Source organism: Paenibacillus sp. 01L418 (genome assembly GCF_056400045.1).
In genome coordinates this window covers 1-26,944 of the sequence record NZ_JBFTSN010000049.1, presented here as the reverse complement: position 1 = coordinate 26,944, position 26,944 = coordinate 1, and the positions used below count along the sequence as shown (strand labels likewise).

The 26,944-nt window shown below is 45.2% G+C and carries 21 protein-coding genes; 14 read left to right on the top strand and 7 right to left on the bottom strand.

Features of this window, described 5'->3' with window-relative positions:
- Positions 1-5: 5 nt before the first annotated feature.
- Positions 6-1,772, top strand: coding sequence for a glycoside hydrolase family 2 protein (locus AC1DSE_RS09610; RefSeq protein ID WP_477527627.1), 1,767 nt, complete (start codon positions 6-8; stop codon positions 1,770-1,772).
- A 147-nt stretch (positions 1,773-1,919) separates the two neighbouring features.
- Here AC1DSE_RS09610 and AC1DSE_RS09605 read toward each other — a convergent pair whose 3' ends face one another.
- The gene (locus AC1DSE_RS09605) at positions 1,920-2,765 is read right to left on the bottom strand and encodes a helix-turn-helix transcriptional regulator (protein ID WP_477510193.1); all 846 of its coding nucleotides are present in this window, start codon (positions 2,763-2,765) and stop codon (positions 1,920-1,922) included.
- A gap of 177 nt (positions 2,766-2,942) precedes the next feature.
- Positions 2,943-4,478 carry a sulfatase family protein gene (locus AC1DSE_RS09600; RefSeq protein ID WP_477510194.1) on the bottom strand — a complete coding sequence of 512 codons (1,536 nt, stop codon included), beginning with the start codon at positions 4,476-4,478 and terminating at the stop codon, positions 2,943-2,945.
- A 259-nt stretch (positions 4,479-4,737) separates the two neighbouring features.
- Between AC1DSE_RS09600 and AC1DSE_RS09595 the strand changes: the two genes are divergently transcribed.
- The 3 genes from AC1DSE_RS09595 to AC1DSE_RS09585 are packed head-to-tail and all read left to right on the top strand — an operon-like array spanning position 4,738 to position 6,912.
- The gene (locus tag AC1DSE_RS09595) at positions 4,738-5,355 is read left to right on the top strand and encodes a chromate transporter (protein WP_477510195.1); all 618 of its coding nucleotides are present in this window, start codon (positions 4,738-4,740) and stop codon (positions 5,353-5,355) included.
- A 24-nt stretch (positions 5,356-5,379) separates the two neighbouring features.
- Positions 5,380-5,910: a chromate transporter gene (locus AC1DSE_RS09590; protein ID WP_475446017.1), complete on the top strand. Its 531-nt coding sequence runs from the start codon at positions 5,380-5,382 to the stop codon at positions 5,908-5,910.
- 27 nt (positions 5,911-5,937) lie between these two features.
- Positions 5,938-6,912: a formylglycine-generating enzyme family protein gene (locus tag AC1DSE_RS09585; RefSeq protein WP_477510196.1), complete on the top strand. Its 975-nt coding sequence runs from the start codon at positions 5,938-5,940 to the stop codon at positions 6,910-6,912.
- Between the two features lie 132 nt (positions 6,913-7,044).
- On the opposite strand, the gene AC1DSE_RS09580 is transcribed toward AC1DSE_RS09585, so the two are convergent.
- Complete coding sequence (locus tag AC1DSE_RS09580) at positions 7,045-8,781, bottom strand: ABC transporter ATP-binding protein (RefSeq protein WP_477510197.1); 1,737 nt, start codon at positions 8,779-8,781, stop codon at positions 7,045-7,047.
- Between the two features lie 217 nt (positions 8,782-8,998).
- Between AC1DSE_RS09580 and AC1DSE_RS09575 the strand changes: the two genes are divergently transcribed.
- The 4 genes from AC1DSE_RS09575 (at position 8,999) to AC1DSE_RS09560 (ending at position 14,577) form a co-directional block, all read left to right on the top strand.
- A complete protein-coding gene (locus AC1DSE_RS09575; RefSeq protein ID WP_441878821.1) occupies positions 8,999-10,441 on the top strand; it encodes an ABC transporter permease in 1,443 nt (480 codons plus the stop codon).
- A gap of 14 nt (positions 10,442-10,455) precedes the next feature.
- Entirely contained in the window at positions 10,456-11,964 is a 1,509-nt protein-coding gene (locus tag AC1DSE_RS09570; protein WP_339206601.1) for an ABC transporter permease, read from the top strand.
- 222 nt (positions 11,965-12,186) lie between these two features.
- Positions 12,187-14,019, top strand: a complete 1,833-nt coding sequence (locus AC1DSE_RS09565; RefSeq protein ID WP_076268688.1) for an ABC transporter substrate-binding protein — start codon at positions 12,187-12,189, stop codon at positions 14,017-14,019.
- A 102-nt stretch (positions 14,020-14,121) separates the two neighbouring features.
- The gene (locus AC1DSE_RS09560) at positions 14,122-14,577 is read left to right on the top strand and encodes a hypothetical protein (RefSeq protein ID WP_477510198.1); all 456 of its coding nucleotides are present in this window, start codon (positions 14,122-14,124) and stop codon (positions 14,575-14,577) included.
- A gap of 176 nt (positions 14,578-14,753) precedes the next feature.
- Here AC1DSE_RS09560 and AC1DSE_RS09555 read toward each other — a convergent pair whose 3' ends face one another.
- Complete coding sequence (locus AC1DSE_RS09555) at positions 14,754-15,959, bottom strand: S-layer homology domain-containing protein (protein WP_477510199.1); 1,206 nt, start codon at positions 15,957-15,959, stop codon at positions 14,754-14,756.
- A 411-nt stretch (positions 15,960-16,370) separates the two neighbouring features.
- On the opposite strand from AC1DSE_RS09555, the gene AC1DSE_RS09550 reads away from it, so the two are divergent.
- Together AC1DSE_RS09550 and AC1DSE_RS09545 are read left to right on the top strand one after the other, a co-directional pair.
- Positions 16,371-16,697: an ArsR/SmtB family transcription factor gene (locus tag AC1DSE_RS09550; RefSeq protein WP_477527626.1), complete on the top strand. Its 327-nt coding sequence runs from the start codon at positions 16,371-16,373 to the stop codon at positions 16,695-16,697.
- A gap of 60 nt (positions 16,698-16,757) precedes the next feature.
- Complete coding sequence (locus AC1DSE_RS09545; RefSeq protein WP_477510200.1) at positions 16,758-17,291, top strand: SRPBCC domain-containing protein; 534 nt, start codon at positions 16,758-16,760, stop codon at positions 17,289-17,291.
- A 178-nt stretch (positions 17,292-17,469) separates the two neighbouring features.
- On the opposite strand, the gene AC1DSE_RS09540 is transcribed toward AC1DSE_RS09545, so the two are convergent.
- Positions 17,470-20,937, bottom strand: a complete 3,468-nt coding sequence (locus AC1DSE_RS09540) for a galactose-binding domain-containing protein (RefSeq protein WP_477510201.1) — start codon at positions 20,935-20,937, stop codon at positions 17,470-17,472.
- A 751-nt stretch (positions 20,938-21,688) separates the two neighbouring features.
- Here AC1DSE_RS09540 and AC1DSE_RS09535 point away from each other — a divergent pair.
- The 3 genes from AC1DSE_RS09535 (at position 21,689) to AC1DSE_RS09525 (ending at position 24,469) form a co-directional block, all read left to right on the top strand.
- The gene (locus AC1DSE_RS09535) at positions 21,689-21,877 is read left to right on the top strand and encodes a CsbD family protein (protein ID WP_477510202.1); all 189 of its coding nucleotides are present in this window, start codon (positions 21,689-21,691) and stop codon (positions 21,875-21,877) included.
- 284 nt (positions 21,878-22,161) lie between these two features.
- Positions 22,162-22,878, top strand: coding sequence for an ABC transporter ATP-binding protein (locus tag AC1DSE_RS09530; protein WP_441878807.1), 717 nt, complete (start codon positions 22,162-22,164; stop codon positions 22,876-22,878).
- Positions 22,862-24,469, top strand: coding sequence for a hypothetical protein (locus AC1DSE_RS09525; RefSeq protein WP_477510203.1), 1,608 nt, complete (start codon positions 22,862-22,864; stop codon positions 24,467-24,469). The genes AC1DSE_RS09530 and AC1DSE_RS09525 overlap by 17 nt, the downstream gene beginning before the upstream one ends.
- Before the next feature lie 141 nt (positions 24,470-24,610).
- Here AC1DSE_RS09525 and AC1DSE_RS09520 read toward each other — a convergent pair whose 3' ends face one another.
- The gene (locus tag AC1DSE_RS09520) at positions 24,611-24,814 is read right to left on the bottom strand and encodes a DUF378 domain-containing protein (RefSeq protein ID WP_339206614.1); all 204 of its coding nucleotides are present in this window, start codon (positions 24,812-24,814) and stop codon (positions 24,611-24,613) included.
- A 352-nt stretch (positions 24,815-25,166) separates the two neighbouring features.
- On the opposite strand from AC1DSE_RS09520, the gene AC1DSE_RS09515 reads away from it, so the two are divergent.
- Positions 25,167-25,922, top strand: coding sequence for a YheC/YheD family protein (locus AC1DSE_RS09515; RefSeq protein ID WP_477510204.1), 756 nt, complete (start codon positions 25,167-25,169; stop codon positions 25,920-25,922).
- Positions 25,923-25,975: 53 nt separating this feature from the next.
- Here the strand turns inward: AC1DSE_RS09515 and AC1DSE_RS09510 are convergent.
- A partial coding sequence (locus AC1DSE_RS09510; protein WP_477527625.1) for a LysM peptidoglycan-binding domain-containing protein occupies positions 25,976-26,944 on the bottom strand: 969 nt, incomplete at its 5' end.

Sequence of the window (26,944 nt, the reverse complement as noted above, 5' to 3'; positions counted from 1 at the left end):
ACGGCATGACAACAAAGGCATATATCAAAGACTATCCCAGACCACAATTTGTACGCGACAATTGGCTAAGCTTAAATGGCGAATGGAACTTCCGCTTCGATGACCGCGGTTTGGGAGAGAAAGAAAAGTGGCACGAGAAATTCGAAGAGACCCACAAAATAAACGTGCCTTTCACGTACGAAACCAAAGCGAGTGGGATTGGAGACGAAGAATTCCATCCGCAAGTATGGTACAACAAAGCTGTTCACATCCCGATGGAAGCTGAAGGGAAACGGGTTATCCTTCATTTCCAAGCGGTGGATTACGAAGCTAAGGTGTGGGTGAATGGAACGTTAGCAGGCCAGCACATAGGCGGCTACGCGGCTTTCTCGTTCGATATTACTGATTATCTCGCATTCGGAGCTGATAATCTAATTACAGTGAAGGTGGTAGACAGCAATAGCTGCTATCAGCCTCGAGGCAAACAGCGCTGGACCAAAGACAATTTCGAATGCTTCTATGTCCAGACGACCGGGATATGGCAGACGGTATGGATGGAATACGTGGAGGAACAGAGACTTGACGCCGTCAAAATCACGCCGGATTTCGACCGTTCCATCGTCCGTTTCGATTATGAGGTGCATGGGGTGGAGGAAGCGGGAGCCGGCGATTTAAGGCTGGAAGCTATCGTTACGTTCAAAGGCAAGCTTGTGAAACGGGTTAGTCTAGCGATCGACCGCCCTTGCCTAACTGTTGAGGTTGATCTGCTGCATGAGGCAAACGGGCCTTGGAAAAGAAGCTTCTGGTCTCCTCAGCATCCGAACTTATACGACGTGGAATTTGTGCTGTATGCGAAGGATCAGGCTGTAGACAAGGTGTTCTCCTATTTTGGCATGCGAAAAGTCTCTATTAAGAACGGCAAGGTGCTGCTGAACAATGTTCCCATCTACCAGAGAATGATTCTGGATCAGGGCTATTGGACAGAAAGCCATCTGACTCCACCAAGCGAGGAAGCCTTAATTGAAGATATCGATCACATTCTAGCAATGGGCTACAACGGCGTGCGCAAGCATATGAAGATCGAGGATGCCCGCTTTCTCTATTGGTGCGATGTGAAAGGTTTGCTTGTGTGGTCGGAGATGGCGGCTACTTTCGAGTTTCATGACCGGGCGGTCGATGCGTTTACAAAGGAATGGCTGGAGATTGTGAGGCAGCAATATAATCATCCAAGTATTATTACTTGGGTGCCATTTAATGAATCATGGGGCATCTCTGCTATTCTGCGAGATAAACGGCAGCAGAAGTTTACCGAGGGCATCTATCATTTGACTAAATCCATTGATCCTTACCGTCCAGTCATCACGAACGACGGCTGGGAGCATAYGGTATCCGACATTTTAACGCTGCATGACTATGTAGCTACAGGTGATGGTTTCCTGAAGCGTTATGCGGACAAGGATGCGATTTTGGCCAATGAAACGACTTGCAATCAATGGAAGTACGCGTTAGCCGAAGGATACGAATATCAAGGTCAGCCGATCATCATCAGCGAATTCGGAGGAATCGCGTTCCAGTCGGACAAAGGCTGGGGCTACGGCGATCAAGTGGTGTCGGAGGAGGAATTCGTTAAGCGTTTCCGCGGCATTACCCAAGCGATTAAGGACGTTAAGTATATTAGTGGTTACTGCTATACGCAGCTTGCCGACGTTCAGCAGGAGATTAACGGGCTTCTGACTGAGGATCGAAAGCCGAAAATACCTTTGGATACAATTAAAGCTATTAATTTAGCCTGAATGAACCTATAAAGCTCAGTCATTATCAAATATTTCTTTCATTAATATATAAACCAATGAATATTTGCTGCAGTCAGTTAGATTGTCGAGAAACCCGAGTCTTATGGAGGACATCGGGTTTCTCTTTTTAGGCTGTAAGTTAGGTTATTATGATTTCCGGTAAGAGCTTGGCGAGTGTCCGTGGTATCTTTTAAAAGAATGTGTAAAGGAGTACACGTCTGAATACCCGAGGGATAGGGCGATATGAGAAATCGGCAGTGCCGTCGTTTGCACTATTTTCATAGCTTCCGTCATGATTAGATTCGTCAGGTACCGATGCGGCCGGATGCCGACTTTCTGGTGAAAGACATTCGAAAAATGCGAGCGATGGATCCCGACATGTTCAGCAATGTCTGCAACGGTTATCCCTTCCTTATAATACAAATGAATGTAGTCGATGCTTGTTGCTACCCAGTCATCGGTGGGTGAGGCTGCTTTCATCGGTTTGGATAATTGAATGATCTGATTCAGTAAAGAGTAGAACCCTTGCGTTAACGAGAGGTCATCCTGTCTCACGAGATGCTTCCATTCGGAGGCGAATTGAAAAAAGGATCGCTCAAGATCCTGGTTGAAAAAATTTTTAATATAGGGGTGTTTGAGCGTAAGCCCAAGGCGGCGGGTGACCAGAGGCATTTGTTTACCTTCGGCAGCAACCCAAAACATCTTTAGAGCGGGTTCTTCACAGGAAGTAATGTAATATTCATGAATGCTGTGAGGGAATAGAACAAAAAGATCGCCTCGCGTAAGTGTTGTCTCTTCCTGATTCATGCACAGTGTAACCTGGCCTGCAAGAACGAAATGCAAGCTATAGTAAGCAATAAAGCGCGGTCCTATATGATAATTTGGCTTTGCCTCGTTATAGCCAATACGGATGGGTATAACTCCGTTATACTTCTCCAAGGCATTGGGGGTGTGGTACAAATGTTCCGCATATTCATGGGTGAACTCTATCATGCAGACGACCTCTTCCGAAGTTAAAGTTGATGAAAGTCACTATCATTTTAACATCGTCGGACATAGGTGGATAGTAACCGTCATTCATGAGAAGGGCCTCAAGTCTGCCTGCGGCCAAGTACGATGATGCAAATAGTACCCGCTTGGCTGCAGATTTGAGGCTTCGTGATGGACAGGTTAAGCGTGACAAATTCTAGGCATCGGCATAGGTTCTTTACCAAGCTCAGCCCATACATATTTCAGCAGGAGCTCTGTCTTTAAGCTGGAGTAATTAGGGTTATCCCACAAGTTGCGAAGTTCGTTGGGATCCTCTTGCAGGTCAAAAATTTCACCATATATCTGGTTATAATAAACCGTAATTTTATATCGTTCATTTACGAATGTTTTCTGATGGATGGTAGTTGCCTCGTGCCGGAATTCACAAATAGCATGGTCTCTTGCTCGATCGGACCTGCCAAGCCACACTTCCTTCTGGTCTACTCCTGTCATTGCATGAGGGATAGGCAGATTTGAGAACGAAAGGAAGGTAGGGGCTAGATCAACAAGTGATTGAAATGCAGTAGAGGTTTTGCCAGCTGCAACGTGCCCTGGGTACCTCACGATGAACGGCAGCTTTATCAAATCCTCATAATGGAAGCCGCCCTTAGCTTGCAAGCCGTGCTGTCCAAAGAAATGGCCATGGTCGCTTGTGAATACGACTAGAGTATTATCAGCTAATCCGAGTTGGTCTAATTTATCAAGAATAGCGCCAATATATTTATCCATCATACTGACCATGCCATAATACACAGCGACCAGCTTTTTCTTGTCTTTTTCCGTCAGCCTGAATTTGCTGCCGTACTCATAATAGTGATGGGAGCGGTAACCGTGAATGTCGAATTCGCTCTCTCGCAAGAAAGAGAAGTCTGGCGCCTCTTCTTGAGTCATTCGAAAATGCGGCGGATTATTATCGTGTTCACCTGGTACCATGGCAGGAATGGTTAGCTTATCGGGATCATACATTCTGTCCCATGGCTCAGGAACCAAGTATTCAGGGTGCGGGTCAAAAAAGCTGGACCACAAGAAAAAGCTGTCATCATTTTGTTTATATTGTTCCAATAACAGATTCGTTCGTTCGGCGATCCAGGTATTATAGTGGTACTTCTCAGGAATTGGCCAGGTGTAAGTCTGGTTAGGATCCATGGTGCCTGTCGGCGGCAAAAAATAATCTCGCCAATTGGTGCATCCTTTATCCTCCAGCCATGCTGCATAGTGCTGCCCAACATGCGCTTCATTGGTATGGTTTCGTGCTAGCTCAACATGAGAGAAACCGTAAAAAGAGTCCTTGTTTGTTCTCCAGTAATCCAAATCCTGCAGTATGGGATACGATTCGAGTGATGGATATTGTTCTGTTGAACGCAAAGGTTGAAAATGTGCCTTACCGACCAGCGCAGTTTTATAACCTGCCTGTTGGAAGTCCTCGCCAATCGTATGACGATCTTCGAGCAGCTTCGTGCCAAGCGTCCAAGCTCCGTGTTGGCTTGGATACATGCCAGTAATAATGGATGCACGGCTAGGTGTACAAGTAGGATTGGGACAATAAGCTCGGCTGAAGGTTGTACCTTCACGAACTAGCCGATCCAGATTGGGAGTATGCACTTCATTGTTAAATGCGCCTATCGTATTCCAATGCTGCTGGTCGCTCGTAATCAATAGAATATTTGTCTTTTTCATAGATTCATCTCCTTTCTGCTTTTCATTATAGACAATAATGGTAATAAGAAGGATGCTCTAATGTGTCCTTACTATTTGTTATTTTGTGAGGTGGATAGAAAGGATTGTTTTTATCATATTGGGATTAAGGTGTAAGATTAAAGCGTGAGAGATGCTTTGAAATCACTCTCTCATTTCGGATTTAGTTTATGCTTATTTCAGATTGGAATAAACAAAGMTGCGAATAGAAGGTTAATTATTAGGAAGGTAGTGTTGCGAAGTGAATCGTTCTGAATCGAGTTCTCCTCGATTAACATCCCTATTTTGGAGCTTTCTAAAACTTGCGCCTATTTCTTTTGGCGGTGGATACGCCACTTTTCCTGCGTTGGAACGGGAGATTGTTGCGAGCAGGAAATGGATGAATGAAGAGGAATTACAAGAAACGCTTTCGCTTGCGGCAGCGGCCCCAGGAGGCGTGGCAATCAATGCTTCTTTATTGATCGGGTATCGTCTAGACGGGGTGAAGGGGGCGGTCGCAGCAGCAATTGGTGCCATCTTACCGACCTGTCTCATCGTTATCGGCCTTTTTCTACTCTATTACAAGTTCAGTGACAGCTTGAAGGTAATTGGAGCGTTAAGAGGAATCGGCTGGGGAATTGTTGCAATGATCCTCTATACCGTTTTTAGGCTGGGGAGGATATCAATTAAGGATACACTTTCGTTAGCAATTGCGATTATAAGCCTTGTACTTCTTTTTTTGGAGACACATCCGATTTGGCTTATAACCGGAGGTGCTGCTGCCAGTGTCGTTGCAACACATGGCGGTCGGAGTGCAGAAAGCTCGCAGGCACGCCAATTCAAGGATGGTGCCGACAATTCATATATGTATTTTATTTAAGTCATTCATCTGGGAGCTGAAGTCATGGCGCAGTTATTTTGGTTTTTTCTGCAAATGGGATTCGTGTCGTTTGGCGGAGGGTATGCTTTGATCCCATTAATTGAGAGGGAGACGGAACGCCAAGCCTGGATGAGCAGCGATATGCTTGTAGACGTTATCGCAGTCGCAGGAATGTCTCCTGGTCCCATCGCCGTTAATTTGGGTTTGCTTGTCGGCTATCAAGCCTATGGGGTGATTGGCGCCATTGCTGGTGTGCTAGGCTTACTTCTGCCTTCCATACTGATGACTGCAGGAATGATTTACTTCATTACCCGTGATCATAAAAATTATCTGGGGCGCTGCATGTATGGCGTGCAGCCTGTTGTTACAGCTCTTATACTTTTTGCCGCTTATCAACTCTGCGTGGTCCATTTATCCGCTAGCTTGTCTATCAACGAGCTGCTGCCTGCTTTCCTTATTGTAGCTGCATGTTTATACATGTTATTTCGTTTACGATTGCATCCATTTACGATTCTCTTATTCTCGGGGATTAGCGGGGCAGCATTCTATGCTTAATAGGCTGGAAGAGGGGCAAATAATGATATGATACGAGGAAAATCTTGTTGTACGGCAGGCAGAGAACAGGTAGCAGCCGCCAAAATAAAACGAATAGATTATCCATTGCTTCCCACACGATCCACTCACGCACGAGGAATCAGTCAGTTGGTAAGAATTGATGGGGGCACTTTCAGGATGGGGACGAGTGAAGCGGGCGGGGTCGCGTCGGACGGAGAGGGACCGGCTCGTGATGTGCATGTCGATTCCTTCCTTATCTCTCCGTATGCCGTAACAAACGGTAAATTTCGCTCCTTTGTTGAAGAGACGGGCTACGTTACAGAAGCCGAACGGTTTGGTTGGTCATTTGTGTTCCATTTGCTGGCCTCCGAGCCGACACGAGAGCGGGTCAGACAGGTCCCACAGCAAGCGCCATGGTGGCTTGCTGTGGATGGTGCCTTTTGGGCGAAGCCGGAGGGGCCGGATTCAACTATTGACGAAAGGCTTGACCACCCGGTTGTTCATATCACTTGGCACGATGCGATGGCATATTGCGCCTGGGCCGGGACTCGTTTGCCGACGGAATCCGAATGGGAATACGCCGCTAGAGGCGGACTCGCAGGCAGAACCTACCCTTGGGGGGATTTGCTGAAACCAGAAGGAAAGCACATGTGCAACATTTGGCAAGGCAAATTCCCCGTGAAGAATAATGCCAGCGACGGTTATGTAAGCACCGCGCCCGTTGATGCTTATGAGCCTAATGGGTATGGACTGTTCAATTTGTCCGGTAATGTATGGGAGTGGTGCTCTGACTGGTTCAGCCCTGAATACCACCAAGTGACATCCGAGAGAAATCCGAGGTTCATGGAACCGACCGGAATACGTGCCATGCGCGGCGGCTCTTATCTATGCCACCGTTCCTACTGCAACCGTTACCGCGTCGCAGCCAGAAGCGGAAACACACCGGACAGCTCTACCGGCAACTGTGGTTTCCGTGTGGCGGCGGACATTATGGACGGATAAACAAGGGTAAACGATAGGGATGTATATCCGTCGTTAGGTTGCACTTGAAGGAAGTCCAACGTATCAATAGCCCAAATAAAAAGAACCGAAACCCGTTCATCTAACGGGTTTCGGTTCTTTAATATCGCCAGCTTAGCTGGTTGCAACGGCCACCCAGTGGCCTTTTTTCACTTCCACGAATTCGGAGTGTTCGAGCTCGTAGGGATCAGCTTTGGCAGCTTCCTCATGCACCACCAGCTTCTTCTGTGATTCAACCTTCGGATCGGGTACTGGGATTGCCGCCAAAAGTGACTTCGTATAAGCATGGATCGGATTCGCGTAAAGCTCCTCGCTTTCGGCAAGCTCAACGATCTTCCCTTTATACATGACCGCGACGCGGTCGCTAATATGCTTCACCATCGATAAATCATGGGCGATGAACAGGTATGTCAGACCAAGCCTTTGCTGAAGCTCCTCGAGCAGCTTCACAATCTGTGCTTGAATGGAAACGTCAAGTGCGGACAATGGCTCGTCGCAGACGATAAATTCAGGCTCTACAGCGAGCGTCCGCGCAATGCCGATCCGCTGCCGTTGGCCGCCGGAAAACTCATGCGGGTAGCGCATAGCATGAGAAGGATCTAGCCCAACCATCTCAAGCAGCTCCTCGACACGTTTCTGCCGATCTTTCTTGCTGGTTGTTAATTCGTGAACGTCAAGCGCCTCGCCGATAATATCAATGATGCGAAGTCTTGGATTCAGGGAGGCGTACGGGTCTTGGAAGATCATGCCCATATGACGTCTCATCGTCTTCATCTCCGAGCGATTTAATTGCTGAAGCGGTATCCCTTTGAAAAGTACTTCGCCGCCCGTCGCCTCATTTAAGCGAAGAATTGTGCGGCCGGTCGTTGACTTTCCGCTGCCCGATTCACCGACAACTCCGAGAGTTTCACCTGCCTGTATATCGAAGCTGATATCATTAACGGCCTTAACAATCTGCCCTTTGCCCATATCAAAATATTGCTTCAATGAACGGACCTGCAGCAAAGGCACGCCTTCTTCCCGCTGAATAATCGCAGGGATGGGCTTCGGTTTTTTCTTCTCGTCTAAACGAGGCAATGCATGGAGAAGCTTAACAGTGTAAGGATGCTGCGGATTGGCAAAGATTTGCTCCGTTGTTCCTGTCTCGACGATTTCTCCGTCCTTCATGACGACGACGCGATCACACATGCCGGCTACGACACCTAGGTCATGCGTAATTAAAATAATGGAGGTTCCTAGCTGCTTCTGTATATCCTTCATCTGGTTAAGGATCTGTGCCTGTATGGTAACGTCAAGCGAGGTTGTCGGCTCATCTGCGATTAGCAGCGAAGGACGGCATGCCAGCGCAATGGCGATCATGACCCGCTGACGCATCCCGCCAGAGAATTCATGAGGGTACTGATGATAGCGGGCTTCGCTGTTCGGAATGCCTACGAGCTTCAACATCTCGATCGCTTCAGTACGGGCTTGCTTCTTGTCCAGCTTTTGATGCTTGATCAAGCTTTCTTCAATTTGGTTGCCGATCCGCATGGTCGGATTGAGCGATGACATGGGATCTTGAAAGATCATCCCGATATCTCTTCCGCGTATGGCTTCCATTTCTTTATCGGTTTTAAAGGCTAGATTTTGTCCTTGAAAAAGCACCTCACCATTCTTCACCATGGAAGGGGGAGAGGGCAGCAGCCTCATAATTGTACGCGCGGTAACGCTCTTTCCGCTGCCGGATTCGCCTACAATGCCGAGCGTTTCGCCTTTACGGACCTCAAAGCTGACGTGACGTACCGCTTCTATTTCTTTGTTACGGGCGAAAAAAGAAACCGATAAATCGTTAACTTGTAATAATGTATCCATATAAGCACCTGCAATTCTGTGGTTTTCCAATTGAGAATAGGGTAATTTAAAGAGAGATTCTTATTTATACCTGATATTCCTTATATCATGTATAATGAAAAAAAGTAAGTAACAAAGTTATAAGTTATTGACATATTCCAGTCCATAAAATAAAATCTACTATATTGATCGGAATAATGCAATTTAAAATTACTAGATGGAAAGGAAGCGGACTAGCTTGAAAGGGCACGCAACTGCTACGGGTAATGGCTTTGTTGATCATATCGCCGCCATCTACCGCAAAATGTTATTACATCCAGCCTACAGTCTGCTTATATTGCTGTTAGGAGCTCCTGTATCTGCCATCGTGTATGGCGTTCATCAATATCGTAAAACGAAGTACGGCTACAAAGCAATCGCCGAGGAGACAAGGAGCAAGCTGCTTGCAACGGGGCGCCGGGATAAGCTGCTTATCGAGGCTAAGGAACAGCTTGTCCGCAAGCATCGTTTCTTCGGGCAAACCGTCAGCGCAGAGCAAACCGAGCTGGAAGCGAACCGGTTGGCTGAGATCAAATTTAATGAATCGTTCAACCATGAGCTGGACAAACGGCTTGCCAGCGAGAACGGGCTGAAGTTTTCATTTGGCGATACGTATCATGCGTTAGCCTTAAATCCGGCTTTCTTCATCTTATCACTCATTATCGGTTTTCCAATGTATGTGTTGATGGCCATTTACTCGATGCCTTACTTGAAATACGTTGCGGAACGAATCGTGATGTCAGTATTCGTTATTTTGGGCGTCGCTTTTCTCGTTTTTACAATCCTGTATATATCGCCGATGAATCCAGCGGCTAACTTATTAGGAGAGACAGCGACTGCCGAGCAGATTGCAGCCTTCAACCATCTGTACGGATTGGATCAACCTTATCTTGTCCAGTTATGGGACACAATTAGAGGTATATTTACATTCGATCTCGGCAAGTCATTTGCAGGCAACGAGAATGTTACGGCAGCTATCGCGAATAAATTTCCGGTGACGCTCACGTTAACGGTTATCTCGACGCTGATCGCTGTATTGATCGCTTTGCCAATCGGCATTATTTCGGCTACGAGACCGAATTCCTTTTTTGATTATACCTTTATGTTCATTGCTTTGCTCGGATTGTCGATTCCGAACTTCTGGCAGGCGCTTATTTTTATTTTGAATTTCTCAATTAAGCTTCCATGGCTGCCTGCAACGTATAACCCTGAGAACTGGCTGTCTGCGATTATGCCGATTGTCGTTCTAGGAACAGGGCTAACGGCTGCCGTAGCCCGAATGACCCGCTCATCGACGCTTGAAGTTATTCATGAGGATTACATTACGACCGCAAGGGCCAAAGGGCTTGCCCGCAAAAGTGTTATTTGGAAGCATGCCGTTGGCAATGCGCTTATCCCAATTATTACTGTCATTGGCTTACAGTTCGGCGGTATGCTCGGGGGAGCGGCGGTTACAGAGAAAGTATTCAATATTAGCGGTATCGGCAGTTATATCGTTGATAAGCAGTTCATTCCCGACATTCCTAGCGTGATGGGCGGGGTCGTCTATACAGCCATTACCATCTCGATCGTGAATGTTATCGTCGATTTGATGTATGCGTTTTTTGATCCTAGAATCCGCTCGAAAATGAAACAATACTAAAGCAGGTGCTACTCTTGACGAATCCTACTATCAGCAAGCAAGAAGTCAAGTTCAGGCTGAAATCGAGCCAAGAATACAGTCAGGCAAGCTTCGCTGGCATCGTATCCCTGGCGCTTGGTCTTGTTCTTCTGCTAAACAGTTATGTTCCCGGTGACGGGTCATTTAAGCCTGCAGTACTCATTGCAAGCATTGCATATTTTGCCTTCGCTCTGCTCGAGCTGGCGGTATGGGCGCTCATTCGAAGCGATCTTATCCGTTTTGGCGCGATCAGACGTTCCACAAGGATGCTTGGTTATGTACTGCTGTTAAGCCTTCTAACCGCGAATGTATTCGTGGCAACCACGGCGTTCCAGCTCATCAAGCAGAAAAAAAGCGCGGCGTATACGTTGGCTGTTTATTCGCTCCTTACGACTCTGCTCGTATTTGCAGTATCAGCCCTTAACTTGTTTAAGCCTTATGTGGCTAACGGGTTTATGATCGGTATGTTTCTATTGATCGTTGCCGCGCTCCTGCAGCTCGCAGCATTGCTGCTGGTCGCTAAATATGCAGATCAAGCAGCGATGCCGCGCTGGATGGGAATCGTTGCTGGGATCCTTATTTTAACTTCGGTATCCGGCAACTTGTTCGCATTATTTCTAGGGTTATTATTGATTGCGAAGCTGCGGGACAAGGGGTATTCGTCCGGCTCTAAGCTTGGAGAAGTTGTGGAGCGTCTGTCGAGAAGCTCGACTTCCATGCTGGGACTGCTCTTTATCCTGTTCCTGCTCACGTTATCTATAACTAGTTACCTGACCTTTGATTACGGCCTTGCGGTTGAGAACAACTACAGCTTAATTCTTCAATCTCCTGAGCTGGCTTACCCGCTAGGAACGGATAACTTCGGAAGAGACCTGTTCTCGCGTATCGTCTTCGGCGCACGAATCTCTTTGGCAGTTGGCTTGTTGTCAACGCTCATCCCCGTCTTGATTGGGGGCGTTCTAGGTGCAGTCTCTGGCTATTATGGGCGGCATACGGACAATATTATTATGAGGATATTAGATATCCTCTATGCGATTCCTGGCATTCTGCTTGCCATTGCGATTATTGCGGCATTTGGCGCAAGCACGGTCAATCTAATTTTGGCATTAAGTGTAGGTGCGATTCCAACTTATGCTCGGACAATGAGAGCCAATGTCATGCTCGTATCTACGCTGGAATATGTACAGGCTGCTAGAGCTTTCGGCTCCAGTGACCGAACTATTTTGTTCAAGCACATCGTACCTAACTCCATCGCGCCGATGATTGTAAAATCTACGCTGACGATTGGTACTGCGGTTATATCGACCAGCAGCTTGAGTTATTTGGGGCTTGGCGTAGAACCGCATATTCCGGAGTGGGGAAATATATTAAAGCTCGGAAGCGCATATCTCGAAACGCATGCTTATACGGCTGTTTATCCGGGACTTGCGATTATCGCGCTTGTACTCTCATTCAACTTTCTTGGCGACGGCTTGCGCGATGCGCTGGATCCGAAGCTGGATTAAAGATTTCATCCCTTTTTTAAAATATAGGAAAGTATAAGCTTCACATTTATACTCCGCCTATATTTTGCGAGAAACTTCTTGTCCTTAAACAAGGACGACGAAGTCGTTTCTTCTTAACCTCATTCATATTCCATCGACTTCTACGTTACGAGACAGGAATGGGCGATAACTGAATGTGAGTTAACATACAAGATAAAGATAAAACAGGAGGAGACTACTATCATGAAGAACAAAGGCAAATTCGCCGCATTGTTGCTAATCAGTCTTTCGATTATGCTCAGCGGATGCAAATTAACAACAAAGAACGACGTGAAGGAATCACCAGCACCAACGCAAGGAACAGAGGCAGTCGTTGACAGTAACCCAGTAGATATAGAATTGCTTGGCATGAGCTCAAACGAGGCTGACCTTAACATTGTTCGTGATCAGCTTACCAAAAACGGCTTTAAAGTGAAATTGAATCTACAAGCTGATTACGGCAGCTTCAAATCACAGCAGGACGCTGGCAACTATGACATCGCATTGTCCAGCTGGACTACCGTTACAGGTAACCCCGACTATGCAGTACGCTCGCTCTTCAAAACAGGCGGAGACTACAGCATCCTTGCTGATCCGGAAATCGATAAATTGATTGATGCGGCTGGTGCTCAAACGCCAGAAGAGTACACAGAAACGTACAAGCAATTCGAGCAGCAGCTTGTCTTTGACAAGGCTTATATCGCGCCGCTATACAACTCCTTGAAAGCACAGGCCTTGAATCAAGACGTACTGAACAAGGATTCCGTACGCATCTCGAAGTCACGTTCCCTTCCTTGGGAAGATGTTGATTTTAAAGACACTTCAAAGCGTGCAAAAGATGCACTAGTACTTCAATCGACTATGCCGACGCTGACGTCGCTTGATCCAATCAAAGGCAACGACGGCTCCATCAACATTATTAATACGAATATGTATGTGCGTCTAGTGAATCTAACAGATGATGATAAAATCACTTCCGAAGGTTCCCTATCGTTGAATCATGCGATTGCTGATGGCAATTCCGATTATTACTTTATCCTAAGAGACGATATCAATTTTGCTCAAATCAAAAACAAGCTCGCAGTAGATACTGGCGAACGCGTTGGTGCTGACGATGTAATCTTCTCGCTGAACCGCGCGAAAGACAAAAACTCTGTACCTGACCACCGTACGTTTACTCTTCACGAGCATATCAATAACGTGGAGCTTGTAACGGATGCTGCAGCACTAGATGCTGTTAAAGTTTCCGGTGGCAGCGACACAGTAAAAGCAGCTCTTGAAAAAGGTCTTGGTTCAAAAATTTCCGCTCTCGTATCGGATAAGAAGCAAGCGAACAACAAAGAGGGTAAATACCAAGTCGTTAAGCTTACGACGACTGAGCCTTTCCCACAAGTACTGAACTACTTGGCTCACCAATCGGCAGGTATCGTGTCCAAGAAACAAGTAGAGAGCATCAACACGTACGATGTAGCTAAATTCGATGTGAACAAAGATATTCCTTACGGCGACCAAAATACGGTAACAGAAGGCAGCGCGTATAACAACACATTGTTTACAAGCGGTCCTTACATCCTGTCCTCCAAAAATGATTACGAAGCAATTTTCTACAAAAACCCTGCGTATATGAAGGGTACAGAAAATGAGCCGAATATCGCTAATATTAAAATCCGCTTTATCAAAGACGCAGACAGCAGCTTGTCCGCGCTTCGCAGTGGTGAGATTCACATCTACTACGGCGTATCCGAGACGAAATTTGACGTTGTGAAGGGCGACAGCAAGCTGGCGCTTCAAACCGTACAAAGCAATGCTGTTTCTTACTTGCTGTTCAATACAAAAAATCGTCCAGTTGCAGAAAGCGCAGATCTGCGGAAAGCAGTTCTATACTCCATCAACCAGGATGAAATCTTGGCATTCTACAATGGCAACAAGTTCAAAGCCGTTTCCACGCTTAGCCCGCTTGTGAATACAGGCATGGAGCTGAAAGCTGATCCGGCGAAAGCGAAAGAATTCCTAAACGCCTACAAAGCAAGCAAGTAACTTTTAATATTGGCAAGAGACTGCCTCCGGTTATCCATGATGACCGGGGCAGTCTCTTTCACATAGGACTGCTCACATGCGAGCATAAAGGAGAGATAACGAATGGCTGACACACTCAAGCCCGAAACGAAGCTTTCACAATGGGATGCCTTGATGCTGGAATCACTGAAGGCTAACGGCTGGCCAAATGATGAACTGATTAGCAAAGTGCAGGCTGGCAATTTGCCGACAGATGAAAGCAAGTTCCATTTCGAATACACCGCTTTAACTGCATTGGCGAATGAGGAGCAAGATACTTTCGTACAAGCTGTAACAAACGGCTATCAAATCAAGTACAACACGATACGCGGCATTCACAGCTGGATACTTGTCGCACTGAAGCAAGAAGCAGAGCTTATTCTGGAGCCGGAGAACGAAGCGGTCATCGCCCGCTTGTCAGAAGCTGAAGCAGAGCGCCTCGCTTCCGTCCTTTCATTCGGCTGGGGTGTGTCCCCTCATGAGGGGGAGCAAGATTCAGACGGTAGAGCCGCATATAAGGTGGCACCTGTTAGAGCGTAAGGGTTAGCTGGGATTGAAAAAGGAATCATTTATGATTTATGGTTTCGGTAACAGAAATGTGGCCTATAAGAAGGAAGTTTTTTATAAAAAGTGCTCTTCGTGTAGGGTTCTGGAACGAATGTTATACCTATACAAGAAACCCAGTACCGCATCGGTACTGGGTTTCTTGTATAACATTAAACATCTTCCCATCCAAAATAAGAATAGGGGAACCAAGAAGTCGAGACATAGACAACAGCATGGCTCTCCTTATCGAATATGAATGATATTGAATACATATTATCAGGGTTGTTAAGCTTATCATGAATGGAAATGTCGCGGTAATTTCCGTCGCTGGTCTTCTCGTAGAAATAGGTAGCTGATTGGTCTCCATAAAAACCAAAAGTTCCATATAGGCGAAGGACATCGAACATTGTGCTTTCTCCGAGGACAATCCCCTTATATGTACGTAATGACGGATTTGTATTGGTAGGCTCAATAGTGTCTTCATCTATTTTCCAAGAATCAATCAGCCCATCTTTGTTGTAGTGTGCTGAGAATAAAGGGTAAATGTTATTATTAAAGACATCCTTTTCATCCGAAACCTCGTATAGATCCTCTATTGTTTCTTTTGAATCTCCTATCTTCACCTCAGTAAAAGGACTATTTCCAAATAAATTGAAGTCATTTCCCGTGACAGGTTCAGCGCTGAAATCTGGAATACGCTGGACGGCTGCAGATGGTAAAGACGGTAGAAGTGTGCGATCCGATGGAGCGGTTGGCCTTGTTAATAGATCCAATACTCCTTTAAAGGTGAGCTGCCTGATCCACTGAATGGCTTCTGCTCGTGAAAAAGAGTCCTGTCCATTGAATTGCTCTGGCGTTATAGCATCACTGTTAGCCATACCGTTTCCAATGAGGTAAACAACGGCGTCTTCGCCTTCATAATGAACCCCTTGCACGGCACAAATGATTTCTGAAGCTCGCGACTTCGAGAGTGGCTCCATTCGCAGCTTATGGTTCGAAGCGCCGGATGTAGGATGATTAAAGCTCTCTGCCAGGCGATAGGGACCGTCTGTCCAATCATCATTACCCTCAGGGGAACTTGCGGATGGCAAAGCCATACCCAAGGCTCTATAAAGAGCTTTTAAAAACTCTGCTTCACTTATTGGCTCGTCAGGCTTTAAGCTGCTGTCAGGGTATCCATTTATAATATTTTGTGCCATAGCCCATTGAAACAGACGCTCAGCCCAGTGTCCTTTCATTCCATAGGGCTTGATAATGAGAAAATCGTATTTTTCGTCATCTTTTTGATCCTGAGCATTCAAATTTGCTGTTGCTGTTACCCAAAATAATGAAGATACGATGATCAGACATGTAACTATACGCTTAAACTTAAACATAAAATTCATCCTTCCGAATCCAATTAAATACCGTTTTTTTATATTGTTAAAAACTTCCTAATGTTATATCGGAAAGTATAGTATTTTAACTGATAGCTGCGAGTGAAAACAGCGATTTGATTTATTCTTCTTTAATCAGAATTAGATGAGGCGATGTAGGATGAATAAGAACATCGATGATATCGATGGTTCTTAAATCCGCTGCTCGGTTGATTTCATGGAACATAAGCAAGCTTTAAAAATATTTTGAATATTCCTTTACAGGAATATTCCCGTTGTGGTATATTTAATTCAACAAAAGGAAATACAAGGAGGGAGGGCTTAAAGGATTCGATAAAGCAATGTTTGCTTTAAATGTTTGCTTTAGAAGAAGGATGAATTAATTAAATCAAGTGAATGGATGTTTTTCTTATGAATGCTAACGTTATGAGTGCCTTGGCTGAGCCTAACCGCCTGCAGATTGTTGACCTATTGCGAGCGAGTCCTCTAACGGTTGGGGAGATTGCTGAAAGGCTTGGCCTACGTCAGCCCCAAGCTTCCAAGCATTTGCGCGTCCTTAGCGAGGCCGGTATTGTTGAGGTGCAGGCGATTGCTAACCGTCGTATTTACAAGCTGCGTCCTGATCCGTTTAAGGAATTAGACGCTTGGCTTGAATCATACCGACGTATGTGGGAGGAACGCTACGATCGGCTAGACGATTATTTACTGGAGCTGCAAAACARGGAAACAGATAAATAAGATTAGCAATAAGACATAAACGGATTAATGATATAAACAAATTTGAGGAGGATGTTTATTATGACTAACCCTAACCTAACTAATCAATTGGTTTCGAAAGTAGAAGGCAGCACACTTATATTGGAGCGTGTGTTTCAAGCACCGCGCGAGCTTGTATTTAAAGCTTTTTCGGAGGCAGAGCATTTAAAACATTGGTGGGGACCAAAAGGCTGGACTTTACCTGTATGCAACGTCGACTTCCGTCCAGGTGGAACTTGGCATTATTGCATGAAGTGTGAAGATAAGAACCAAGGCGATTTCTACGGTATGGAATCGTGGGGTAAAGCATTCTATCAGGAGATTACAGCACCGGAGCAGATCGTCTATAGAGATTGTTTCTCGGATGCGGAAGGCAATGTTGCGGAAAATATGCCGCAAATGATGGTTACACTCGATTTTATTGAGCAAGATGGCAAGACGAAGCTAGTTAACACCGCGAAATATGCATCGCCAGAAGCTTTGCAAACGGTAATCGATATGGGAATGATTCCAGGTATAACGCAAACGTTTGAAAACTTGGATGTTCATCTGGAAAAGCTGCAACAAAGCAATTAAGGAATAAAGGCGTGTACTTTCACAAGAAGAATTAATAAGAATAGAAAAGAGACCGTATGATACGTCGCCTTAACTTGGGATTTTAAACTGATACTATTACCTATAAATTGTTTGGAGCTAGAAGAAAACAGCGTACTCAGTTACCCGAGTACGCTGTTTTCTTCTGCATTGCGCTAGATTACCAGTTGTTTCCGGATACTCTTGTCACTGTAAAGTTCGGGCTGCCGCTTTCACCATAAATGGCTGCGACACCTGGATTATTCACTTTCACATTCGTAAAGCTTGCTCCGCCGACAGCTGGCCCTTGGCCTTGTTCTCCTCTGACAACGAGCTTGATGCCGTAGCGGGAAGGGTTGTTGATGTTAACGTTCTCTACGCGAACGTTTTGCATAGCAAGATTCTCTGGCGATTTTGTCTGGAACATTAGACCAAAGTACACGGGATTATTAATGTCCACATTTTTTACGAGAATGTTTTTGAAGGTTCTGTCTCCTCCGAAGAACCAGATAGCGCCAAAGTTTTGATATTCATTGATTTTGTCATCAGCGCCGACGCTGGTCCAAAAATCTCCACCCGTACGGTCTAATGTTACGCCATCAATTATAGTATCCTTATCGCCAAATCCTAATGTGTTGTAACCAAAGCTTAAGCTGCTGATGGTAATGCCTGGATAAGTCAACGTGTCTGCACCATAGAGGTTTTGATATAGGTTATCCGAGCCGCCGTATACGGCAAAAGCTGCTGCACGTCTTACACAGGTTGCCGTAAGATTCGTGTATTTGTTGCCTACATTGTAGGAACCGCCTGCATCAACTGCGCTGAATAAGGCGAAGGCATCGTCACCGGCGCCTCTTGAGTAGTTGTTGTCAATCACGTTATAGGATGAGCCGTTGGTCATATTAATTCCATCCGCGAATGTGTTTTTGATACGATTGTCTTTGAACGTGTTGTTGGAGGAATTCACGCCCCAATACAAGCAGATGAAGTGCTCAACCCAGACGTTCTGAACCGTTACATTCTGCATGCCGTTGCCATCGATGAATTTACCAGGACCATCAGTTCTGTATACATAGTTGCCCCATGCAGACAGGTCTTTAATCGTTGAACCGTTAGCGGTAGAACCAATATTAAAACCTACATCCGTATTGGATTGGTTCTGTGGCGCAACCAATTTGGTATGCCATGGTCCAGCACCAATGATTTCGGTTGCACGTCCATAAAGGAATATTTTACTGTTGATCACCCATTCGCCTGCAGGGATGTAAATCCCCTTTTTCGTGGAATCCTGTCTAAATTCATTAAGCGCCTGCTCTATGGATTTGGAAGAGGAAACCGAAATATATTTAGTCGTGTCGGGGTTAGCTGCTGGAGGAGCGACATTTTCGGTTTCAATCATGTCAACATAGATTGCTGAAACGTCACCAGCATCCTTTTGAATTTTGATCTTCGTTCCTGCTGGATACACTTGGTCAAGCAGCAACTGGGAATCTTCATACAGCCAGTAAGCAGTTAATCCTGCCCCAGGCGCATTGTCGTAACCCAGGCGGCCAAGCGTACTTGGTGTTGCATAGACATAAGAGAACTTGGAGGTTACCGTGAATTTGCCTTTACTCACACCGTTAGCATAAATACTAATCGTTCCGGTCGTATTTTCTGCAACTGCGTTGCGAAGGACAAAAGCGTTGGCCGAAGAAGTCAGCGTAAACTCTACATATTCGCCTGTTGCATCAAGATGCACGGCGGAGCGTCCAGAAGCTTCACCCGCATAATCGCCTGGCTTGAAGTTCGGAGCTAATTTTGTTCCGTTCGTTGTATTGGAAGAGGACTCTGCTTCAATAATGGTAAACGGCATATTAGCGCCGCGGCCGGAATAAAGGCTTGTTGTATTTGAGTTGTTTGCTTGCTTAATGAGTACTTCGTTTGTGTCAGCTGCAACAGTGGAAGTTACTGTGTAGCTGCCATTGACAGCGGTCCAAGTCCCCAGGCTGACATTGACGGATTGGTCTACAGCTAATGAGCCATTATAGGAACTATTTAAGGTTTGAATGGTTGCACCAGCAGCATTTTTAAGAACTAGTGTTATGGCATGAGCACCACCGGCGGAAGCAATGTTTCCTTGGTTTTTAAGATTTACGGTAAAGGTTACTGTATTGCCTGCACTTGGATTGCTTGGATTCCAAGAGGCGGTTGCGATTAGATCAGAGCTGGACACGGCAGCTACGGTTAATGCAGCCGGGCTGCTATAGCTGTTGTTAGTCTCGTTCTGCTCAATAATCGCATTGCTCTCGTCGACCTTGGCGCTAACGGCGTAGGTTCCAGCATTTTTTGCTCCGGCATTCAGCGATACGGTAGCTGAAGCGCCAGCCGTCAATGCGGCTACTGGAGCAGATCCTGCTAGCTCGTTGCCGAGATAAAAATTGACTGTAGTCGCAGGGGCGTTTGCAGTGCCGATATTTTTAACGGTTGCGTTAAGGGTAATCGCATTCGTCTCTACCGGAGCTGTAGGCGTCCAAGTTATTCCTGTAATCGTAAGATCCGGATTTGGAGCTGGAGCGCCATAGATTTCAAATTCGGCTACTTGGCCAGCAGGAGCGCCGGAGTTGTTCGTTATGTTCAATTGGACCTGTTTGACCGTAGCGGTTACCGGAATCGTTACCGAGTTGCCGTTAGCGGGGTTAAACGTGTAAGATGCCGCGGAAACCAAGCTGCTGAATGTGGAAGAGTTCTGGGTGTTGCCTAACACTTGAATCGTTTGGGTTCGCGTACCCCATTCGCTAGACGGGTTTAGCTTCACAACAACAGATGTGATGTTGTGATTGGAACCGAGATCGACGGTTAATTGGCTAGGATTGCTGCCGCCTTCCCAGTATGTAGCCGTATTGCCGTCGTTGCCGTTCGTTGCTACGAATGTGTGGACGGTAGAACTGGAAGTGATTGATTTACCTAGAGCTAAGTTGCCGCCAGCAGGTGGCGTTGGTGTAATTGTAGGCGTCGGTGTAATTGTAGGTGTAGGTGTAATCGTAGGTGTAGGAGTTGGTGTTGGCGTTTGTGTAGGCACAGGTGTAGGGGTTGGAGTAGCTGTTGGTATAGGAGTAGGAGTAGGTGTTGGCGTTACTGTGGAACCGTAAATTTCGAATTCAGAAATTTGTCCGGCTTGCCAACCCGTGTTAGCCGTAAAGTTTAAGCGAACATAACGGGTGCTGGTTGCTGTAAAGTTGATTGTTACGGTGTTGCTGCTCACTGCTGGATTGAATGTGTAGGATGCAGAACCAACAATATTAGAGAACGTTGTGCCGTTTGTGCTGCCTTGTACAGCTAAGGATTGTGAACGTGTTTCCCAGCCCGCAGGCAGCTTTAGTTTAACTTGATCGATGCTCGTATTCGCACCAAGATCGATTTGGAGCCATTGTGGGAATGCATTATTTACGCTCTCCCAATAGGTGCCCTGATTATTGTCATTAACATTGCTCGCTACATACACATCGGCATAGCCGCTGGCTGATACAACTTTGCCCAGAGCAAGATTAGGGCCTCCGGCGGCTGAAGATACGGAGGGGTACAGCGTAAGCTGCGACAGCAATAAAACAAATGCCAAAGACATGATGACGAATGGATTTCTTTTTACCAATTCGTTCAATGATAACATAAAAAACCTCCTAGTCAGATGTTTTAACCTCGAATTAATGCGCTTTCAATTTTGCACATCATTACATTCTTTCTTAATCACCTCCTTAAATGTGTGAAGCCATCACGATTCTAGACGGCAATGCAATAAAACCAATATTTATTTAATATTGGTTTACAAAATAGGCGGATAATGTTGCACGATCAAACGATATTGCAAACAAACTTATAGTACTAGCATAAATCAGTTACACAGCTTGCTGAATATGCATTCCTACGATTATCGTGTGTAATATTATTGTTTAGATAAACGGGGTCTATATATTAAAGGTTTTCAGTTGAAAATAAGCAACTACGCTTTATGAAAAAACTTGCCAAGACACTGTCAAATAAATTTAACACTGCAAAGCAGGTTAGCTAAATGTGCACATCAGTCAGCAATAGCTGAATCTAAGAGCATAAATGCACTTATTTAACTAAATAATTTTCAATTTTGCTCAAATAGATGCATTTATACACCTATTCGAATCATTTTCATCTCGTTTGTTAAAAACAGGTGCACTTCTGCGCTTATTTACACTCGACTATCGGTACACGCACACCACTAATCTCTATATCGATATCAAAAATGACATTGTAAACGAGCTTTATTTCGAGTATTTAATAGACTAAATAAAGGGTAATTCATCCGTAAAACTACCGGCTTCCAATATAGCCCTGTTTCAAAATCACCCCTTGGAGGTAATAAGAAGCATACAATTATCTAGGAGATGATGAAGATGAATACAAACGGACTGAAAGATAAAGTGAAGGGTATTGCGAACCAAAGCAAAGGCGAAATGAAGGATAGCTACGGCAAAGCAACAGATAACAAGAAGCTGCAGGCGGAAGGCAAGTTGGATAAGCTGAAAGGTACTGCGCAGGAGAAGCTTGGCGAAATGAAGGAAAAAATCAGCAAGTAGCGAATGGACGATAATGTATGCATCTGAGCCAATCGGTTTGCGGAAGGGCTGCCTAGCGGTGTTCAGGTACCAATCATTATCAGCTGCTTATATATTTTGCAATGAGGAGCAGTCGGCTCTCCCGTCGAAGGGGGCTGGCTGCTCTTTTTGTGCTTACTCCCTGCAAGTAAGTCCATGTATTTACATATAATTTTCGTTCAGCAGCCTTACAATTCGAGACCTTTCGTTCTCATTATCGTACACAATAGGAGATGAAAAAAGTGGGATGAATGGAGGAGCTGTAATTGCGTCTGATTATTGATGATATCGTCAAGCGATTTGAGGATAAACAAGTGCTCCAAGGAGCCGGATTTACTTTTGAGAAAGGAAAAATATATGGTCTGCTCGGTCGAAACGGTGCAGGTAAGACGACGCTATTCGACTGTCTGAGCGGAGAGAAGGACATGGATGGCGGGCAAGTGTTGTTGGAAGTGGATGGCCACACGAGGAAGCTAAGCGAGCAGGATGTCGGATATGTGTACTCGCTGCCGATTCTTCCCGAGTTTCTTACGGGCTATGAGTTCGTGAAGTTTTTTATGGATATTAACAAAGGCAAGCTGCAAATGGATAAGAGCATTGATTATTATTTTGACATGATGAGCATGACAATGGAGGATCGCCATCTGCTGATCAAAGGTTACTCACACGGCATGAAGAACAAGCTGCAAATGCTGCTATTTCTCATAACGAAACCGCCAATTATACTGCTCGATGAGCCGCTTACCTCCTTCGATGTTATTGTTGCTCTGGAGATGAAGAACATGCTGAGGGAGATGAAGAGTGATCACATTCTGATTTTCTCTACGCATATATTGCAATTAGCTTCAGATCTATGCGATGAGCTGGTTGTTTTGAACAAAGGGAAGTTGTCTGCCGTACCGTCAGAGCTGCTGCATAGCGCGGAATTTGAGCAATCCGTCATTAACCTGCTGAAGGATGAAGCCCATGCTGAGAACGCTTAACACGCTGCTCGCCATTCGAACCTCCATTACGGCAAACATGCTCATTTATTATATTCAGAAGCTGCCGCTGCTCGGCAAGCTGGTGCACAATAGCTTCTACGCCAATTTGGGGCTCAAGAAGGCCGTTTCTATTATAGCGCTCATCATTACCCAGCTGTGGGGATTCATGCTTCGATTCGCGTATTTGGGGATACTTATCTACTTGCCTATAGCGGAATTCGTTGTGGGATTGTCTGAGGAAGAAAAGCACCAGCAATTTGTACATATTTTTGCAATCATCAGCTTTGTAGTGGCAGCGATCAGCAGCGCGACTGTGCTTGAACCAAAGCGAGAGAAGTACGTAGCGGTGAAGCTGATGAGGTTGTCTGGAAAAAGATATATGCAGGCGTCACTTGCCTATCGTTATACAACCTTTTTGCTATATCTGCTGCCAGCCATGCTTTTGTTTGGATCACTCGCGGGAGTCTCCATATTGCAAGCGGTTTTGCTAACCATTATGGTCACAATGTGGCGAGTTCTTGCGGAGTATGCACATCTCAAGCTTTTTGAGAAAACGGGCATTGTACTGATTAAACAGACTGCTCTCGTATGGATGATCATATTAATTGGTTATGCCGGCGCGTATTTGCCATTGCTGCTCGGCAAGGTTCCGTTTACGGGTACGTTTCTTCTGAGTCTTCCGGTTAGTATTATCATTATAGCTGTAGGCTTGTTTGCTGTCTTTCAACTGGCTCGTTATACCGGTTTTAGTGGAGTGGTTGATGCGGCAACTAAAAGGGATGACCCTCTGCTCGATCTGGGTCGTATGGTGACAGAGTCACAGAAGAAAAGCGTCAAATCAAAGGATAGCGATTATATCATAGACGTAAATGAGCAAGGCAAGTTAGACGGCAAAAAAGGTTATGCGTATTTGAACGCTATATTTTTTCTCCGGCATCGCAGCCTGATCAGCAGCCCGGTTAACAAACGATTAGTTATCGTTGGTGCTTTCGGTGTGGTGGGTGTTCTGCTTACCTTCCTATTCCGAGAGCAGCTGCAGAGTCTAAAATGGACTGTGGGAATGATATTTCCGTTCTTAGTTCTGATTATGTATTACATGTCCGTTGGAGAAAACATTTGCAAGGCTATGTTCTACAACTGTGATCTTAGCCTAATGCGTTATAGCTTCTATCGCGGCTCAGCATTTAGTCATTTCCTCATTCGGCTAAAAAAAATGATGGGCTTGAACCTGAGTATTGCCGCCGCTTTTGGGGTGTCACTCACAGCGATTATCGCTGCAGCGGGCGGGGAGTGGCTAAACAGCGAACTGCTTATGCTTTGGATCTGTGTTATTTCGCTTTCCGTGTTTTTCACCATACATCATTTGTTTATGTATTATATTTTTCAACCGTATTCTACAGAGCTGAATGTGAAAAACCCGCTATATTATATAGTGAATATGGGGATATCAGCAGCTAGCGGGGCATGTATCTTTTTGCGAATTCCGATAGTGCCATTTACGGTGAGTATAGCTGCTTTGACGCTGATTTACTTCGCTGCTGCGCCAGTGCTTGTCCGCAGGTACGGGCCGAGAACGTTTCGAGTGAGATAAGAATGACGATGCTTTTGCTTGCAGAATGATTTTTTAACAAGGAGATGCAAGTTTCTCATACATCGTCACAAGAGTATAGTAAACAACTACAGGCCACGCCTGGCTTAGCCAGGCGTGGCCTGTAGTTACTGCCGTTGTTTGTTAGTCCTCGCTTGTTACCTTTCCAAAAAGGGATAGAGCGTAAAGCGCAGCGACACCGACGACGATATATACAATTCGTGATCCAACTTCTTCTGTTCCCCCAAAAACCTCACTGACGACGTCATAATTGAATAAGCCCACGGATAACCAATTTAAGCCGCCTAGGATGATCAGAATAAGACTAATTACGTTAAGTGCCTTCATCAGAAATAACCTCCTTAATGGGGTTTCCTAACTTTTTTGTTGAATAGCCTGATGGATGTGCGCTGATTCTTAGTTGTTTACTATAGGATTATGAGTATCAGCCGCATGATATGCCATACAAGCCTCATCCTTTAAACACATGTATCGCATTTTTTACAGTGCTTGATCAAGTTAGAACGGATAGATTTTCTTCGCTTTTCTTCGCACTGCGATGAAGCTGAACGATCATATTAAATTATGGAATCATGCTTCCATTAAAGTGAGCTGCATAGATAATACCACCGACTAGACAAGAGCACGATCAGACAATCATACCTCCTCATATGTTAGGGATAAGGAGGGAATGTACATTATGAACTACAAGAGTACCACGATAAAGAGCAAGTGGACAAAAACGAAATGGCTGCTTAAGAATGCAGATGTAAGAGCGTACGTTCCTAAGACGCTGCGCTTTAACCGAAGGAATCTTAGTATGATCCTTTCTCAATATCCCACTGTCTATTTCAAGCCGACCACTGGTTCAGGCGGCTTTAATATTATACGGATAAAGAAGCAGGGAAATGGTTATCAGATCCAACACAACTCCGAAAAAAATCACTGCTCCACGCTCGACATCCTATATGTAAAATTGAAAAAGCATGCGAGGAAACGTTCTTATTTGCTGCAAAAAGGCATTCATCTTGCCACTGTGAATGGCAACTCTTTCGACATACGGGTCATGGTACAAAAGACAAACAACGGCATATGGAAGAGCAGTGCGCTCTTCACGAAAATAGGCAAGCGGGGGAAAGTTACAACAAACTATCACCAAGGCGGCCAGATCGGATATTTCCAGAATACACTTTCTCAAGCAGGGTTCAGTTATGCTAGAGTAAAAAGAAAGGAAGCAGAACTGAAGAGGCTTGGCAGATCAGTTGGACGTATATTTGATAGACATGGAAGTAGATTTCGCGAGCTGGGCCTCGACGTCGCCTTGGACAAAACCGGAAATGCTTGGATTCTAGAGGTAAATACGAGACCGCAGTTTTATCCGCTGAAGCATTTAAAGGACAAAAGCATGTATCGACGCATTACATCTTATGCCAAGCAATATGGAAGGAAGAAATAGACAAAAAAAACGACGCCTCTCGCGAAAGAGGGCGTCGTTTTTCTTTTAGCTAATCATTTAGGGATTTTCAATACCGTGCCGGCTTTTACATTATCAATATCTACGATTTGATTGAAGTCGGCAATAAACATTGCGTATTTGTTAGAGCCATAATAGGTTTTGGAAATGCTGTAAAGCGTCTCACCGTTTTTTACGGTATGATCTACTGTCTCAAAACCTGGAGATACACCCCATGAGTTATCATCTTCCTCTTTCTTGTAATTTTTAAGAGAAGGAATGATGAGATTGCTGCCTGCTTTCAATCCGGCGTTTTTGTCAATTTTGTTTTCCTGCGCAATGTAACTTACATATTCCGCGGATTTATAAAACATTTTGGATATGCTGGAGAGGGTATCGCCAGCCTGTACCAAATAGGTTGCTGGCAGGGTGATTTTGGAATAATCCTTTGACCCTTGCGAGCTGCCGCCTGTTGATCCAGTGCCAGAGGATAATGCCGGAATAGTTAGCTTATCTCCAGCTTTCATATCATTAATAAACAAAATATGGTTATGCTCTGCAAGCAGTGCATAGTGGTCTTTCGATTGATAAAATTTCTCGGATATTGAGCTTAAGGTGTCGCCTTTTTGAACGATATAGGTAGTTGGAAGCTTTATCGTCTCATTGGAGGAGCCTGTTGTCTTGTCGCTGTCCTTCGGTTCTTGTACAGGTTTTTCCACCTTGTCAGGCTTTTCTGTCACAGCGGGCTTAGAAGTGTCAGGTGTTTTAACGGTCTCTTTGACCGGTGGATTTGGATTATTAGTCTCAACAGGTTTGGAACCCGTATTGGTATCCTGCTTTTCTTCAGTTGGTTCTTGTTTTTCTTCATCGTCTACAGATCCTGCGGGGATTAGCTCGTCTACAATCGTTTCAAGCCCGCCATTTTCATTTTTGCTTGAATTCGAGTTAGCGGTTTCATTATTGAGCGCTTGCTCATTTGATTGCTCTAGCTTATTAGCAACAGCGGATTGCAGGTTGAAATCAAC

What these genes read in the sequence shown, in the direction of transcription:
- AC1DSE_RS09605 (WP_477510193.1), bottom strand. Translation starts at nt 2,765, where the DNA reads ATGATAGAGTTCACCCATGAATATGCGGAACATTTGTACCACACCCCC.
- AC1DSE_RS09600 (WP_477510194.1), bottom strand. Translation starts at nt 4,478, where the DNA reads ATGAAAAAGACAAATATTCTATTGATTACGAGCGACCAGCAGCATTGG.
- AC1DSE_RS09590 (WP_475446017.1), top strand. Translation starts at nt 5,380, where the DNA reads ATGGCGCAGTTATTTTGGTTTTTTCTGCAAATGGGATTCGTGTCGTTT.
- AC1DSE_RS09585 (WP_477510196.1), top strand. Translation starts at nt 5,938, where the DNA reads ATGATACGAGGAAAATCTTGTTGTACGGCAGGCAGAGAACAGGTAGCA.
- AC1DSE_RS09580 (WP_477510197.1), bottom strand. Translation starts at nt 8,781, where the DNA reads ATGGATACATTATTACAAGTTAACGATTTATCGGTTTCTTTTTTCGCC.
- AC1DSE_RS09565 (WP_076268688.1), top strand. Translation starts at nt 12,187, where the DNA reads ATGAAGAACAAAGGCAAATTCGCCGCATTGTTGCTAATCAGTCTTTCG.
- AC1DSE_RS09560 (WP_477510198.1), top strand. Translation starts at nt 14,122, where the DNA reads ATGGCTGACACACTCAAGCCCGAAACGAAGCTTTCACAATGGGATGCC.
- AC1DSE_RS09555 (WP_477510199.1), bottom strand. Translation starts at nt 15,959, where the DNA reads ATGTTTAAGTTTAAGCGTATAGTTACATGTCTGATCATCGTATCTTCA.
- AC1DSE_RS09545 (WP_477510200.1), top strand. Translation starts at nt 16,758, where the DNA reads ATGACTAACCCTAACCTAACTAATCAATTGGTTTCGAAAGTAGAAGGC.
- AC1DSE_RS09540 (WP_477510201.1), bottom strand. Translation starts at nt 20,937, where the DNA reads ATGTTATCATTGAACGAATTGGTAAAAAGAAATCCATTCGTCATCATG.
- AC1DSE_RS09535 (WP_477510202.1), top strand. Translation starts at nt 21,689, where the DNA reads ATGAAGATGAATACAAACGGACTGAAAGATAAAGTGAAGGGTATTGCG.
- AC1DSE_RS09525 (WP_477510203.1), top strand. Translation starts at nt 22,862, where the DNA reads ATGCTGAGAACGCTTAACACGCTGCTCGCCATTCGAACCTCCATTACG.
- AC1DSE_RS09520 (WP_339206614.1), bottom strand. Translation starts at nt 24,814, where the DNA reads ATGAAGGCACTTAACGTAATTAGTCTTATTCTGATCATCCTAGGCGGC.
- AC1DSE_RS09515 (WP_477510204.1), top strand. Translation starts at nt 25,167, where the DNA reads ATGAACTACAAGAGTACCACGATAAAGAGCAAGTGGACAAAAACGAAA.